At 68.0% G+C, this 14,306-nt stretch carries 12 protein-coding genes; 5 read left to right on the top strand and 7 right to left on the bottom strand.

Going from position 1 to position 14,306, the window contains the following annotated elements:
* Positions 1-4 precede the first annotated feature (4 nt).
* From IAI54_RS25260 to IAI54_RS25250, 3 genes are all read left to right on the top strand, one after another.
* Positions 5-820 carry an IclR family transcriptional regulator domain-containing protein gene (locus IAI54_RS25260; RefSeq protein ID WP_187969806.1) on the top strand — a complete coding sequence of 272 codons (816 nt, stop codon included), beginning with the start codon at positions 5-7 and terminating at the stop codon, positions 818-820.
* Positions 821-996: 176 nt separating this feature from the next.
* Positions 997-2,499: an amidohydrolase family protein gene (locus tag IAI54_RS25255; RefSeq protein ID WP_187969805.1), complete on the top strand. Its 1,503-nt coding sequence runs from the start codon at positions 997-999 to the stop codon at positions 2,497-2,499.
* Positions 2,500-2,558: 59 nt separating this feature from the next.
* The gene (locus IAI54_RS25250; RefSeq protein ID WP_187969804.1) at positions 2,559-3,596 is read left to right on the top strand and encodes a uroporphyrinogen decarboxylase family protein; all 1,038 of its coding nucleotides are present in this window, start codon (positions 2,559-2,561) and stop codon (positions 3,594-3,596) included.
* Positions 3,597-3,693: 97 nt separating this feature from the next.
* On the opposite strand, the gene IAI54_RS25245 is transcribed toward IAI54_RS25250, so the two are convergent.
* The 7 genes from IAI54_RS25245 to IAI54_RS25215 form a co-directional block, all read right to left on the bottom strand.
* Positions 3,694-4,674 carry a branched-chain amino acid ABC transporter permease gene (locus tag IAI54_RS25245; RefSeq protein ID WP_210321173.1) on the bottom strand — a complete coding sequence of 327 codons (981 nt, stop codon included), beginning with the start codon at positions 4,672-4,674 and terminating at the stop codon, positions 3,694-3,696.
* Positions 4,675-4,679: 5 nt separating this feature from the next.
* On the bottom strand, positions 4,680-5,558 hold the full coding sequence (locus IAI54_RS25240) for a branched-chain amino acid ABC transporter permease (protein ID WP_187969802.1): 879 nt from the start codon (positions 5,556-5,558) through the stop codon (positions 4,680-4,682).
* A gap of 3 nt (positions 5,559-5,561) precedes the next feature.
* Complete coding sequence (locus IAI54_RS25235) at positions 5,562-6,278, bottom strand: ABC transporter ATP-binding protein (protein ID WP_187969801.1); 717 nt, start codon at positions 6,276-6,278, stop codon at positions 5,562-5,564.
* Complete coding sequence (locus IAI54_RS25230) at positions 6,271-7,059, bottom strand: ABC transporter ATP-binding protein (protein ID WP_187969800.1); 789 nt, start codon at positions 7,057-7,059, stop codon at positions 6,271-6,273. Before IAI54_RS25230 ends, IAI54_RS25235 begins: the two co-directional genes overlap by 8 nt.
* Before the next feature lie 20 nt (positions 7,060-7,079).
* Complete coding sequence (locus IAI54_RS25225; protein ID WP_210321172.1) at positions 7,080-8,429, bottom strand: ABC transporter substrate-binding protein; 1,350 nt, start codon at positions 8,427-8,429, stop codon at positions 7,080-7,082.
* 17 nt (positions 8,430-8,446) lie between these two features.
* Positions 8,447-9,553, bottom strand: coding sequence for a class II histone deacetylase (locus tag IAI54_RS25220; protein ID WP_187969799.1), 1,107 nt, complete (start codon positions 9,551-9,553; stop codon positions 8,447-8,449).
* 90 nt (positions 9,554-9,643) lie between these two features.
* Positions 9,644-12,406, bottom strand: a complete 2,763-nt coding sequence (locus IAI54_RS25215; protein ID WP_187969798.1) for a winged helix-turn-helix domain-containing protein — start codon at positions 12,404-12,406, stop codon at positions 9,644-9,646.
* A 285-nt stretch (positions 12,407-12,691) separates the two neighbouring features.
* Between IAI54_RS25215 and IAI54_RS25210 the strand changes: the two genes are divergently transcribed.
* Together IAI54_RS25210 and IAI54_RS25205 are read left to right on the top strand one after the other, a co-directional pair.
* A complete protein-coding gene (locus IAI54_RS25210; protein ID WP_187969797.1) occupies positions 12,692-13,168 on the top strand; it encodes a DUF3830 family protein in 477 nt (158 codons plus the stop codon).
* A 78-nt stretch (positions 13,169-13,246) separates the two neighbouring features.
* Positions 13,247-14,275, top strand: coding sequence for an ABC transporter substrate-binding protein (locus tag IAI54_RS25205; protein ID WP_187969796.1), 1,029 nt, complete (start codon positions 13,247-13,249; stop codon positions 14,273-14,275).
* The last annotated feature ends 31 nt before the right edge of the window (positions 14,276-14,306 follow it).

Here is a 14,306-nt window from a genome sequence, read left to right as displayed (position 1 = left end):
TTCGATGCTCGAAGACAATCCGGACGCGGCCCGGCCGGCGGAGTTCGTCGAGGCGCTGGCCAAGGGGCTGTCGATCCTCGAAAGCTTCGATTCCGAGCATCCCGAGATGACGCTGAGCGACGTCGCGCGGCGCGTGGGGCTCAGCCCCGCCGCCGCCCGGCGCAGCCTGATCACGCTGCAGGCGCTGGGCTATGTCGGCCAGACCAACAAGCGCTTCCACCTGCGGCCGAAGGTTATGAGCCTCGGCTCTGCCTTCTATTTCTCGGCGCGCGTGGACGAGATCCTGCAGCCGGAACTGCGTCATCTCGTGGGGACCTTCGGGGACGCGTCGTCGGTGGCGACGCTCGAAGGCCACGACGTGCTCTACATCGCGCACTATTCGGAGCAGCGGGCGCGGCGGCCGACCGCCGTCGTCGGCGCGCGCTATCCCGCGCATGCCACCTCGCTCGGCCGGGTGCTTCTGGCGGGGCTTCCCGATGCCGCCTTCGATCGCTACCTGCGCGAGGTGGAGCCCGTGGCGCTCACCAAGAAGACGGTCGTCGACAAGGCGGCGCTGAAGGACATCGTCCTCGAGGTGCGCGAGAAGAACTACTCGACCTCGACGGACCAACTCGACTACGGCATCACGGCACTCGCCGTGCCGATCCGCGGCGCGTCGGGCCGTCCGATCGCCGCGCTCAACACCTCCGGCTATACCGGCCTCGTGACCGCCGAGGACCTCGTCGAGAAGCGGCTCCAGCCGCTGCGGGCATCGGCCGCCCGCCTCGCGCATACGCTGTCGCGCTACCCGGTGCTGGAATCGATCATCGGCACGCGCTGAAGTCGGCGTCATCCAAACCATCACCGCGGCCGAAACGGTCGTTGACAGAAGTTCACGCTGCGGCATACACTTTCCGAAAATATTTTCGCATAGCGAAAATTCGACGCAGGACCGCCAGCCCGAGGGGGAGAAGCGCCGCCTGCCACTGAAACGGTTTCGTCTCGGGAGGAGAGAACATGTGCAGGATGTGTGATCAGGGCCGTCCGCCGGTCGACTGCGAGTCGCGGCGCGACTTCCTCAAGGCGTCGCTGGTGGCGGGCGCCGCGGCCGCAGGCGTGTTCGCGGCGACCGGCGTCGCGTCCGCGCAGGAGACGCCGCAAGGCACCGGCGAGGAGGGGCGGCGCGTCCTCATCCGGGGCGGCCACGTGCTGAGCATGGACCCGGAGGTAGGGGACTTCGCCGAGGCCGACGTTCTGGTGGTCGGCAAGCGGATCGAAGGCATCGGCCCGAACCTCGACGCCGGGGACGCGGAGATCATCGACGCCAGCGGCATGATCGTCATGCCGGGCTTCATCGACACCCACCATCACCAGTTCGAGACGGCGCTGCGGAGCTTCCTGGCGGACGGCATTCTCGTCAACGACGGCAAGCCCGAGAACGCCATCAACTACTACGAATACATCCTGCAGAAGTTCTCCATGGTCTACCGGCCGGAGGACGTCTACATCAACGAGCTGTTCGGCGGCATCGCCCAGCTCGACGCGGGCGTGACCACGGTGATGGACGTCTCGCAGATCCACCACTCGCCCGAGCATTCGGACGCGGTGGTGAAGGCGCTGCAGGACGCCGGGCGCCGCGCCGTCTTCGGCTATTTCGAGGGCTGGGGCGACCGGGCGAAGTATCCGGCCGACGCGCGCCGCCTGAAAGAGCAGTACTTCTCCTCCGACGACCAGCTGCTGACGATGGTCATGGGTGGAGAGATCTACATTCCGGGCTACGAGGAGTCCTGGAAGATCGGCCGCGAACTCGGCATTCCGGTCGCGCTGCACGTGGTCGGGACCTTCGGCATGCGCCCGACCTTCGACCAGATGGCGGAGGCCGGCATGTTCGGCCCCGACAACATCTTCATCCACATGACCGGCATGTCCGACATGGCCTGGCAGAAGGCGGCGGACGCGGGCAGCCACGTGTCGCTCGCGGTGCCGATCGAGATGGCGATGCGCCACGGCATGCCGCCGATCCAGAAGGCGCTCGACCTGGGCATGCAGCCGTCGCTGTCGTCGGACGTCGAATGCACCATGACGGCCGATCCGTTCACCCAGATGCGCTCGGCCTTCACCCTGCAGCGCGCCTTCGCCAACGAGAAGGCGCTCGCCGGCGACACCGACGTGCCGCGGCTCCTGACTTCGCGCGACGTGATCCGCTTCGCCACGCTGGAGGGCGCGAAGGGTCTGAAGCTCGGTTCCCGCACGGGGTCGTTGACGCCGGGCAAGGAAGCCGACATCGTGCTGCTCGACGCAGGCGCCATCAACGTGACGCCGCTGAACCACGTGCCGGGTGCCGTCGTGACCCTCATGGAGCGGTCGAACGTCGACAGCGTCATGGTGGCCGGCAAGCTGCGCAAGTGGAAGGGAAAACTGCTCGACGTCGACCTGCCGAAGCTGAAGCGCGAGCTGGAGGCCAGCCGCGACCATCTCTTCTCGGCGGCGGGCGTGGAGCAGGATCTCTTCCGAGCCTGATCGCTACCCGGCGGCGCGAGGAGGCGCCGCCGGCACGGCCTTTGCAAGGGAGGACTTCGATGGCCCGGACTCTGCCGCTTCTGCCGACGTCGCTCGTCGGTTCCTACGCCCAGCCCGAATGGCTGATCGACCGCGGCAAACTCGCCGGGCGTTTTCCCCCGCGGGTGCGGGCGCGCGAACTCTGGCGCGTCGCGCCGGAGTTCCTGGAGGAGGCGCAGAACGACGCGACGCTGCTTGCGATCCGCGACCAGGAGCGTGCCGGGCTCGACATCATCACCGACGGCGAGATGCGGCGCGAGAGCTATTCGAACCGCTTCGCCACCGCGCTCGACGGCGTCGACATCGACAATCCCGGTTCCGCGCTCGACCGCTCCGGGCACCCGAACCCGGTGCCGCGCGTGGTGGGCAAGATCGCGCGGCGCCATGCCGTGGAGGCGGGCGACGTGAGGTTCCTGCGGGCCAACACCGACCGGACGATCAAGATCACCGTGCCCGGCCCCTTCACCATGTCGCAGCAGGCGCAGAACGACTATTATGACGACCCGGCCGAGATGGCGCTCGACTACGCGGCGGCGGTGAACGCGGAGATCCGCGACCTCTTCGCCGCGGGCGCCGACATCGTCCAGATCGACGAGCCCTACATGCAGGCGCGGCCGGAGCCGGCGCGGCAGTACGGGCTGGCCGCGCTGAACCGGGCGCTGGACGGGATCGAGGGCGAGACGGCCGTGCACATCTGCTTCGGCTATGCCGCCATCATCCACCATCGGCCGGAAGGCTATTCCTTCCTGCCGGAATTCTCGGGCTGCTCGTGCAAGGCGGTGTCGATCGAGACGGCGCAGTCGAACCTCGACACCTCGGTGCTGAAGACCCTGCCGGACAAGAAGATCATCCTCGGCGTGCTCGATCTCTCCACGCACGAGATCGAGACGCCGGAGATCGTGGCGGCGCGCATCCGCCGCGCGCTGCCGAACGTCGATGCGGCGCGGATCGTGATCGCGCCGGACTGCGGCCTGAAATACCTGCCGCGCGAGGTCGCCTTCGGCAAGATGAAGGCGATGGCCGACGGTGCGGCGATCGTAAGGCGCGAGCTGCAATAGGCCCCGTACCCCGACGGTACGGCTACCGGCGGAGGCCCGGACGGCCTCCCTCCCGACTCCTGCGTATCGCCGCTCGCCTGGCGCAGCGACGCCGCGGCTAGGCCTGTGGCGTGTCTGCGGGAGCCTTCGCCTTGCGCGAGAACATCCTCACTAGCCCACCCGGCTGCAGGATGATGAACAGCACCAGCAGCAGGCCGAGGCCGATGTTGCGGTAGTCGGACAGTTCCTTCATGCCCTCGTCGGCCAGCATCAGCACCGCGGCGCCGAGCAGCGGTCCCCAGATGGTGCCGAGCCCGCCGACCACGATCATCGCGATCAGGAACAGGAGCAGCTGGAACGAGAACACCGTCGGGCCGACGACGCGGAACTGCACGGCGTAGAAGCCGCCGGCGACGCCCGTCAGGAAGGCCGAGACCGCGAAGATCCAGAGCTGGTACTTGAAGCGGCTGATGCCGCGCGAGACGGCGTAGCCCGGATTGTCGCGCAGCGCGCGGAAGGCGAGGCCGAGCGGGCCGCGGATGATGACGATCGACGTCGCCACCGCCACGACCAGAAGGCCGAGCGCGACGAAATAATGCGCGACGTGCCAGGTCTTCGGCATCAGCGCGCGGAAGCCGAGGTCGCCGAACTGGCCGATGCCGCGCACGCCGCCGAAGAGCGGCATGCAGCCGCCGGTCGTGGTGAAGCAGGCGGTGTCGTTGACGATCAGCACGTACATGACCTGCGCGATGGCGAGCGTCAGGAGCGCGACGTAGGGGCCGCGCAGGCGCAGGCAGGCGAGCCCGATCAGCATGCCGACGGCCACCGTGACGACGCCGGAAAGCGGGATCGCCGCCAGCATCGGCACCTTCCAGTAGAAGCCCATCATCGCGGTGGCGTAGGCGCCGGTGGCAAACAGCGCCATCTGCGCCAGCGAGAAGATACCGCCGACGCCGAGCACCAGGTTCCACTGCACCACGACGACCGCCCAGACGAAGAACAGCGTCGCCTGGGTGACGACGTAGCGCCCCGGAAACAGGAAGGGCAGCGCGCAGGCGGCCGCGACGAGGACGAGGCCGACGAGGATGTCGCGTTTCACGGGAGTCACAGCCGCACCACCTGGGTCCGCCCGAAGAGCCCGTAGGGCCGCCAGATGAGAACGAGGATGACGATGAGGAGCAGTGTCGCGAAGCTCCAGCGGACGCCGAGGATGTACTGCGTGGCGGCTTCCAGCAGACCGAGCGCGATGGCGGCGACCACCGCGCCGTAGACGTTGCCGAGGCCGGCGACGACGCAGACGATGAAGGCCTTCAGCATCGGGTCGCCGCCCATCACTGGCGAGAGCGTGGCGATCGACGAGATCATGACGCCCGAGACTGCCGCCAGCGCGCCGGAGACGGCGAGCACCTGGGCATAGACGCGGCCGACCCGGACGCCCATCAGTTGCGCGGCTTCGCGGTTCATCGAGGTGGCTCGGATGGCGCGGCCGGTGCGGGTGCGCTCCAGCACGAAGGCGACGGCCGCCATCAGCACGACCGCGACGCCGAGGATGAAGAGGTTCTGCAACGGAACGTGGACGTTGCCGAGGACGACGTGGCCCGGCACCGCGAGCGGCTGCGGGATCGGGTAGGGACCGAAGCCCTTGAGCATCAGGTTCTCGAGGATCGAACCGATGCCGATGGTGGCGATGAAGACGTTGGTCTCGAAGCCCTCGGCGCGCAGCAGCGGCAGCGCCGCACCGAGATAGATCAGAAGCCCGACCACCGCGCAGAGCGCCGCCGCGCCGGCCAGCGCCAGGGCCGGGTGCAGCCCGAGGTGCTGGATGCCGGCATAGCAGAGATAGCCGCCGAGCGTCAGGATCGCACCATGCGCCATGTTGAGCATGTTGAGCGAGCCATAGACCAGGGACAGGCCGACGGTGGCCACCGCGTACATGGCGCCGAGGGTGAGGCCGGAAGCGACGATCTGGATGAAGACGTCCAACGGTCAGGCTCCGAGATAGGCTTCGACGATCTCGGGACGCGCCATCAATTCGGCGCCGATCCCGGACCAGACGAAACGGCCATTGTCGAGAAGGTGGATGCTGTCGGCGCGCTCGGTGATGCGCTGCGCGTTCTCCTCGACGAGCAGGATGGTGCGGCCGGCGGCGCAGAGGTCGAAGATGACGTCGTAGATCTGGTCGATGACGATGGGCGCGAGACCGAGCGACGGCTCGTCGAGCATCAGGAGCCCGTCGCCCGCCATCAGTCCGCGGCCGATGCCGCACATGCGCCGCTCGCCGCCCGACAGCGTGCCGGCGATCTGCCGGCGACGCTCCTTCAGCTTGGGCAGGAGGGAGAACACGGTTTCGAGACGGGCGGCTGCGTCGCGTGCGGCATCCCGCCGGTAGGCACCCATCAGGAGGTTGTCGAGCACGGTCATGCCGGGGAAGAGCAGGTCGCCCTGCGGCACCTGGATGACGCCGCGCTCGACGATCTGGTCGGGCCGCAGACCGTCGATCCGCTCGCCGCGCAGGGCGATCGTTCCGCCGGAGATGCGGACGAGGCCTGAGATGGCCTTGAGCAGCGTCGACTTGCCGTGGCCGTTGGGGCCGATGATGGCGGTCAGCCTGCCGGCCGGGACCACGAGGTCGACCCCGTCGAGGACGCGCCGCCCGTCATAGCCCGCAGCGAGACCGCGGATCGCCAGCACCGGCTCAGCCATGCGCCGTCTCCCGCGATCCCATGAAGCTCTTCAGCCGGTCGGAAGCCCCCTGCCCCAGGTAGACGTCGATGACCGTGCGGTCCTCGACCAGCCTGGAGGGCTCGCCCTCGAAGATCTTCTCGCCGTGATGCATGATGAGGACGCGGTCGGAGAGCTGGACGAGAAAGCGCATGACGTGCTCGATCAGGATGATGGTCACGCCCGTCGCCCTGATCGCCCGTACGGCCTCCATGACGCGGTCGACTTCCTTCGCGGTCAGCCCGCCGACCGGCTCGTCCATCAGGAGGAGCTTCGGCCGCGTCGCCAGCGCGCTCGCCATCATCAGGAGCTTGCGGTCGAGCACGGGCAGCTGGCCGGTGATCCGGTCGGCCCTGTCTGCGATACCGAGCAGGGCCATGGCCTCGTCGGCGGCGCGCTGCGTCTCGCGGCCGGCCCGGAGGGTAGGCATTCCCCGGTTCTCGCGGCCGAAATAGGCGCCGACCAGCACGTTCTCGCGCGCCGTCATCGTCTCGAAGCCGGCGTTGAGCTGGAAGGTGCGGGCGATGCCGGCATGGCAGATGCGTTCGGGCGCCATGCGGGTGATGTCGGTCCCGTCGAGCAGGATCGAGCCCGCCGTCGCGGGGTTGAGACCCGAGATCACCTCGAACAGCGTCGTCTTGCCGGCGCCGTTGGGGCCTCCGATGCCGAGCACCTCGCCGGGCTCGACATCGAAGGTGAGGTCATGGACGGCCGTCAGGGCGCCGAACGACTTGCCGACACCGCGGCACGACAGGAGCGGCATCGTTCGGCGTCCCCTGTCCGTCAGGCCTTGATCCAGGGCGGCATCATGAACTTCGTGGTGCCGTAGGGCGCGGGCGCGATCAGGCCCGGACCTTTGGTGTAGTCCTGGATCTGCAGGAACTGGTGCGGCATTCCGAGCGAGGAGTCGTTGGTCTCGGTCGGGTAGGTGTAGGCGGCGTTCTCCAGCGGCTTGAAGCGGGTGGTGCCGGTGACGCCGCGCCAGATCATCGCGCTCATCCGGGCCGCGACCTTGCGGTTCTGGTCGAACTCGCCGGGCTCCGCGGTCCCGCCCGCTAGCGCCGCCGCGGTCGCCCAGACATAGGCGCCGTCATAGGGCTGCGCGCCGGAATTGTGCCCGGCATTCTCGCCGAAGCGCGCCTTGTAGCGCTGCTCGAAGGCGGTGCCGATCTCGTCCTGCAGGGCGCCGACGAGGGTGGCGTAGATGATGCCGTTGGCGGCTTCTTTCGCGATGTCGCGGAAGGCGGGGATCGACGGGCCGTACTGCATGTAGATCAGGCTCGGCGTCGGGTTCGGCGCGAACTGGACGCAGAACTGGCCGAGGTCGGCGGGCAGGAAGTGGGTGATGCAGATCACCGCCGGCGGGTCCTGGCGGATCTTGGCCAGCGTCGGCCCCCATTCCGAGGCCGGCACGCTCACCGTCTCGAACAGGCTGATCTCCCAGCCATAGGTCGCGGCCTGCTCCTTGACCGCGTTGGCGATGTTGGAGGCGTAGACGCCGGCGGACAGGATGACCGCCATCTTGTTGTTCGGCCGCGTCCAGTCCTTGTTCGCCTCGAGATCCTGCAGGAACTTCAGGAAGCCGGGGCCGTACCAGTACTCGGCCGGATCGCCCTGGAAGGAGCCCCAGTAGCGGTCGGGATTGGATTTGACGAGATCGTTGTGGCCGATCGTGGTGTCGTAGTGGACGTAGACGATGCCGGCATCGGCGGCGACCTCCTGGATCGCGGCGCCCGAGCCGATGTTGTATCCGTTGATGATCGCGTGAACGCCGTAGCGGTCGACGAGGCGCTGCGCCGCCTGGACGTTGGTGGCGTCGCCCATCTGGGCGGTATCCTCGAAGGAGGGTTCGAGCGGACGGCCGAGGATGCCGCCGAGGGCGTTGATCTCCTCGCAGGCGAGCGTCAGCCCGTTCTTGAACTCGATGCCGTCGGGTGCGGCGAAATCGGTCGTCGGGCCGCACTGGCCGACGGGGATCGGCTCGCCCTGGGCGCGGGCCTCGCCGTTCATCGACAGAAGCATCGCCGGCATGCCGGTGAGCGCGGCGGCGCTGGTGAGACCGCCCTTGATCAGGAAATTGCGCCGGGTTCCGGCGATGACGTTCGGCTTTTGCAGTTTCTGGTCACGATCCATTGCTGTTCCCCTTGTCGTTATGGCTGGCGAATGTTCTGGACGAGTCTCGCGGCGCGGTCGATGACCGCGGTCTGGTGCGGCTGGACGTCCATGCCGCCCCATTGCTGCATCAGCCGGTCCCACGGATCGGGTATGGCGGTGTAGTGCCCGCACATCTCCTCGATAACCGCAAGGCCGCAATAGGGCACGTACATCTCCGAGTAGCCGCCTTCGTGCGTCATCACGATCCTGCCCCCGGTCAGCTCCTTCGCCGCGCCGAGCAGCATCTTGGTCAGCGCCCGGTAGCCCGAGGAATTGACCATCATGCGGCCCATCGGGTCTACGCCCGAGCCGTCGAAGCCGGACGGAACCACGATGAGGTCCGGCCGGTAGCGGTGGAGCGCGGGCAGCACGACCTTCTCGAAGGCTTCGACATAGGCGCCGGGACCGGAGCCGGGCGGCAGCGGCACGTTGATGTTGTAGCCTTCGCCGGCGCCCGCGCCGTTCTCCTCGACGGCGCCCGAGGCTGCCGGAAAGAGGTTGTCCTGGTGCAGCGACATCGTCAGCACGCTCGGATCGTCGTAGAAGATCGACTGCGTGCCGTTGCCATGGTGGACGTCCCAGTCGACGGTGGCGACCCGGCCGACGCCGAGCGCCTGCTGGGCGTGGCGGATGGCCACCGCCGCGTTGGAAAACAGGCAGAAGCCCATGCCGACGTCGGCCGTCGCATGGTGCCCCGGCGGGCGTACCAGAGCATAGGCATTGTCGACCTTTCCGGCCATCACGGCAGCGACCGCCTCGATGGCGCCGCCGGCCGCCAGCAGCGCGATCTCGTAGCTGCCGGCGCCCATCGGCGTCAGCGTGCTGGCGTCGCCATAGCCGCGGTCGCTGATCTCCCTGATCCTGGCGACATGGCCGGGCGTGTGGACGCGCAGGAGCTCGTCCACGGTCGCCGGCCGCGGCTTGATGGGGACGAGGTGATCGAGGATGCCGCTCACCTCCATGAGGTTGCGCAGGCGCCGCTTGGTCTCGGGATTCTCGGCGTGGGTGCCGGGCTGGATGGTCAGGCCGGGCGGAAACACCTGGTTCCAGTTCCAGGTGTTGTGCCACAGATAGAGTTCATGGAAGACGAAACCCGTCGTCATCACGCCTCACGCCCCATTGCCGCGATGCCGGGAATGTTCGCGCAGCCGGGCGCCCCTGTCCCGCCACTTTCGGGTAAGGGGTAGTCTTTTTCACCCTACCCGTTCGGGTGGGGTCGTCGCATGCCTGGGCGGGGGTGGCATCGGCGCGGGGTCGATGCCGATCTCGCGCAGCCGCAGCACCGCCTCGGTGCGGTTCGCGACGCCGAGCTTGCCGAAGATGTTCTTCAGGTGCCACTTCACCGTGTCCGGCGCCATCGCCAGGGTCTCTGCCAGCTGACGGTTGGTGCAGGCGCACATCAGCAGCGTCGCCACCTCCATTTCCTTGCGGCTCAAAAGGTCGCGTCCCGGGCGGGGAAAGAGAGCACCGCCCAGCGACCGGTCGATGCCGCAGCGACCGAAGGCGCGGAACAGCGTCTCGACGAAGACGGCGGTTTCAGAGGTACCCGACCAGGCCGGGATACGGGTACGGGCGAAATCGAGCACCTGCAGCATCGGCGCGCCCTCGTCGACCAGCGAGCGCACGGCCTGCTGCTGCTGCGCCAGCGTGACCGTATCGACCGCGGCGGCGAGCGCCAGCAGCGGCTCGCCTGCCCGACGCGCGGCGACCGCCACCAGAGCGCGGACCTGCATGAAGCCGCGCATGCGGCCGTCGCTGCGCATGCGCGCGGCAACCCGCTCCAGCAGCGCCACCGCCTCCTTCGGCCGATCCTCGGCGATCAGCAGGCGGGCGGCGCCGATGCGCAGGTTCTCCTCCATCGGATGGATCGGCCCCGACAGCGCTCCCGGCGAGACCTCGATGCCGCGCGAGCGCAGGGCGAGCCGCGCCGCGCGAACGTCGCCCAGCGCCAGCAGCATGCGCACGCGCTCGTTGAGCGCACTGGCCGTCAGCCGCCTGTAGCGCTTCTCGATGCCGAGCCGCTCGGCCGCTTCGAGGTGGATCAGCGCGTCATCGTGGCGTCCGCGCGCCGCGGCGAGCCGCGCCAGGTGCAGCTTGCAGGCCATCTCGTGCACGACGAGGCCGCACTCCTCGATCAGCTGGCGATGCTGGTGCAGGATGCGCTCGGCGCCCTGCAGATCGTTCCATTCATAGGCGAGTTCGACGAGGAAGATCGCCGACATGGCTTCCGCGTAGGAGCCCTGGCCGAGCCGCTCGCGGGCGAGGCGGCAGGCACGGTCGAGATGCTCGTGCGCACCGCACAGGTCTCCGGCGGCGATGTCCACCAGCCCGAGCAGCAGGTCTGAATAGACGACGCCGAAGACCGAGCCCGACATGGAATGGTAGTCGCGCGCCTTGAGGCTGAGCAAGCGGGACGCATCGAGTTCGCCGAGCGAGTAGTGCGAGAAGGCGGCGATGTTGGCGAGCGTCCCGCGCGCGAAAGGCTCGTCCTCGGGAAAATCCGGCAGCCAGCGCGCCGCTGCGCGGGTGGCCGAACGCGAGCGGTCGCTGGCGCTGATGACACCGGCCGTCAGGGTGCGCAGTTCCGCCTTGAGCGACCGGGCGACCGCCGGTCCGAGCCGGTCGTCGGCAGCCAGCCGCTCGATCAGGTCCTTGGCCTGCTTGAGGATGCGCACGGCCTGTCGCGGCCGGCTCATGTGGAACTGCGCCCAGACGCGCGCGAGAAGAAGGCGGGGGCGTCCGGAGACGAGTTCCTCCGGCAGCTGGTTCAGCCATTCGGTCAGGCGCGGGATGTGCCCCTGCATGATGAGCGGCATGGCGCAGGTCTCGACCAGCCTCGCCGCGAAATCCGTATCCCCGGCCATGAGCGCGTGGCCGACGGCATCCGATACGTGATCATGGGCCGCGAGCCACGACGCGGCCGCCGCATGCAGCCGCGCACGGTCTCCCGCCGCGCGGGCGTCGAGCTTGTTGCGCAGGAATTCGCCGAACAGATGGTGGTAGCGGAACCACTGGCCCGAATTGTCGAGCGCGATCAGGAACAGGTTCGACCGTTCGACCGTCTCCAGCGCCGCCGCACAGTCGATGTCGGGGCAGAGCGCGCGGGAAAGCCCCAGGCAGAAGCGGTCGAGAACCGACGTCCGAAGCAGGAACTCCTGGATCTCGGGTCTCTGGCGCGCCAGCACGTCATGCGCGAGGAAGGTCGCGACGTCGCGCTGGCTGCCGGAGAACTCGGCGATGAAGGCCTCCGGCGAGGCTTCGTGGGCCAGCGCCAGCGCCGCGAGCTGCAGGCCGGCCGGCCAGCCCTCCGTCTTGCGGTGCAGCGACACGATCGCCGGGATCGCCAGATCGAGGCCGCAGACGTTGAGAAGATAGTCCTCGCTCTCCTCCAGCGAAAAGCGGAGATCGCCATCGCCGAGACTGACCACCTGACCCTTCATCTTCATGCCCGCCAGTTCGATCGGCAGGTCGCCGCGGGTGGCGAGCACCACGTGGAACGCCGGAGGCGCATAGGCGACGAGAGCGTTGAGAAAGGCCGCGATTTCCTGCGACACGATCAGGTGCGCGTCGTCGAGCACGAGGAAGATCGGCTCCGCGGCGCGGGAAAGATCGTTGATGATGCTGGTGAGCAGCGAGTCGACCGGCGTCACGGGGCTGGAATCGATCAGGGATCCCGCATTCTCGGCGATTTCGGGATCCACCCGGTGGAGGGTGCCGGCCAGATACTTCAGGAAGCGCGCGAGATCGTTGTCGAGCCGGTCGATCGACAGCCAGGCGACGCGGCCGCCCTCGACCGACTGCGCCCATTGCGCAAGCAGCGTCGACTTGCCGAAGCCAGCCGGCGAGGAGACGATGGTGAGCTTTCCTTCGGCGGCCTGGCCGAGCAGCCGCAGGAGGCGCGCCCGCTCGATCAGTGCGGCGCGCAGATGGGGCGGATGCATCTTCGTGCCGATCATGGAAGCGCCATCCCGTCGAGGCATGCGGTCGAACCCGGCGGAACCGCGCTCAGGCGGGCGAGCCGGACGGCCGTCGGTGCAGTGTGACCGAAAGCCGGAGGCTCGCGCAAGGGAAGACGCGACGCCCGTCCCTGCGGCGGCCGGCGTCGCTGCGTCTGCAACCCTTGATGGCGCCGTCCGCCGATCGACGTGATAAATTTTCCTGATTGCGCCGATCTTGCGATTGAATTGGACCAACTCCCCGTTTTCTGTTCCTATTTGTCGATCAACAGGGAGTAAGGACCTATGTCCGAGCGCAAGCTCTACATCAAGTTTCTCGAAGCCAACGTGACCGGCATCATCTCTCTTTATGAGGACGTGGCGCCGAAGACGTGCGACGCGATCTGGGGGGCGCTGCACCAGCCGATCCAGTGGCCGGCGCTGCATGCGTCCTTCACCGGACCGGAGATCATGATGGGCCTGCCCGAGAGCGCCCAGACCTTCGACCCCCGCTCGCTCGGACCGGAGAACATCACCAGCTTCCCGGCCGCAGGCGAGCTCCTTTGGTTCTACCAGCCCAAGAACTACTTCAAGATGGATCCGGACGAGTTTTGGGAAATCGGCCTCGTCTACGGCGAGGGCGCCCGTACCGCAGGCCCGACCGGATGGACCGCGCCGAACTTCTGGGGCAAGGTCACCGAGAACTTCGACGCCGTCGTCGAGCAGTGCCGTGTGATCCGCCGCAAGGGCGAGCGCATGGTCGAACTGGGCCGGGTGAAGTAGCCGGCCTGCGCCTCGCGCCGCCCGGAACATTGAGACGCAAGAGTCGCTTCAACGAAAAATCAGAACGAGGGAACCGAGATGTCCGCTACTGCTCGTATTGCAATTGCAGCCTCGCTCTGCGCCGTCGCCGCTCCGGCGCTGGCGCAGGAGATCACCATCAACTCCTTCGGCGGTGCCTATGAAGAGGCCCACCGCAAGTGCGTCATCGACCCGTTCACGGCCGAAACCGGCGCGAAGGTGAACATCGTCACCGCCTATTCGGCCGACGCCTTCGCACAGCTGCGTGCCCAGAAGGACGCGCCGCAGTACGACGTGATCCACTTCTCCGGCGGCCAGGAGATCGTCGCGGCATCCGAGGGCCTGCTCGTTCCGGTCACCGAGGAACTCGTGCCGGCCCTGGCCGACCTCTACGACTTCGCCAAGGCGGGTGTCGCCAAGGGCGAGGGACCGGCCTACCAGATCGCCGCCGTCGGCCTGGTCGTCGCGTCCGACAAGGTCCCCAGCGAGCCCACCAAGTGGGCCGACCTGATGAAGCCCGAATATGCCGAGCATCTGGTGCTGACCGACATCAGCAACGGCTACGGCATGATCGGCCTGCTGATGCTCAACCAGGTCGCGGGCGGCACGCTGGAGAACATCCAGCCCGGCCTCGACGCCGTCGGCAAGCTGCTCGACGCCGGCGCGGTGGTCGTCTCGAAGTCGCCCGAGATCCAGGCCGAGTTCGCGCAGAACGACGCGTGGATCGCGCCCTACGCCTCCGACTACGCCTTCACGCTGAAGAAGGCCGGGCTGAACGTGAAGTTCATCCAGGGCGAGGAAGGCACGCCGGCGAGCTTCATCACGGCGAACCTCGTGGCCGGCCGCGACAATGTCGAGCTGGCGTCGAAGTTCATCGCCAAGGAGCTTTCGCCGGAAGCCCAGGCCTGCTTCTCCGAAGCGCTGCGCTACACGCCGACCAACGCCAAGACCGAGCTGTCGGACGAGGTCGCGGCCGACGTGGTCTACGGTGCGGACGCCGCCAAGGGCCTGATGCGCTTCGATCCGCGCGTGATCGAGGCCAATCGTTCGGCCTGGACCGAAGCCTTCGCCAAGACGATCGCCCGCTGATCGAGGCGACCGGCCCGCGCCATCCGCGCGG

The sequence above is a fragment of the Aquibium microcysteis genome (genome assembly GCF_014495845.1).
Lineage (GTDB): Bacteria > Pseudomonadota > Alphaproteobacteria > Rhizobiales > Rhizobiaceae > Aquibium > Aquibium microcysteis.
This window is presented reverse-complemented; position numbering and strand designations above follow the sequence as displayed.

Bases quoted from the DNA above. Each gene is read 5' to 3' on its own strand.
- IAI54_RS25260 (WP_187969806.1), top strand. From the start codon at position 5: ATGCTCGAAGACAATCCGGACGCGGCCCGGCCGGCGGAGTTCGTCGAG.
- IAI54_RS25255 (WP_187969805.1), top strand. From the start codon at position 997: ATGTGCAGGATGTGTGATCAGGGCCGTCCGCCGGTCGACTGCGAGTCG.
- IAI54_RS25250 (WP_187969804.1), top strand. From the start codon at position 2,559: ATGGCCCGGACTCTGCCGCTTCTGCCGACGTCGCTCGTCGGTTCCTAC.
- IAI54_RS25235 (WP_187969801.1), bottom strand. From the start codon at position 6,278: ATGGCTGAGCCGGTGCTGGCGATCCGCGGTCTCGCTGCGGGCTATGAC.
- IAI54_RS25230 (WP_187969800.1), bottom strand. From the start codon at position 7,059: ATGCCGCTCCTGTCGTGCCGCGGTGTCGGCAAGTCGTTCGGCGCCCTG.
- IAI54_RS25225 (WP_210321172.1), bottom strand. From the start codon at position 8,429: ATGGATCGTGACCAGAAACTGCAAAAGCCGAACGTCATCGCCGGAACC.
- IAI54_RS25220 (WP_187969799.1), bottom strand. From the start codon at position 9,553: ATGACGACGGGTTTCGTCTTCCATGAACTCTATCTGTGGCACAACACC.
- IAI54_RS25215 (WP_187969798.1), bottom strand. From the start codon at position 12,406: ATGATCGGCACGAAGATGCATCCGCCCCATCTGCGCGCCGCACTGATC.
- IAI54_RS25210 (WP_187969797.1), top strand. From the start codon at position 12,692: ATGTCCGAGCGCAAGCTCTACATCAAGTTTCTCGAAGCCAACGTGACC.
- IAI54_RS25205 (WP_187969796.1), top strand. From the start codon at position 13,247: ATGTCCGCTACTGCTCGTATTGCAATTGCAGCCTCGCTCTGCGCCGTC.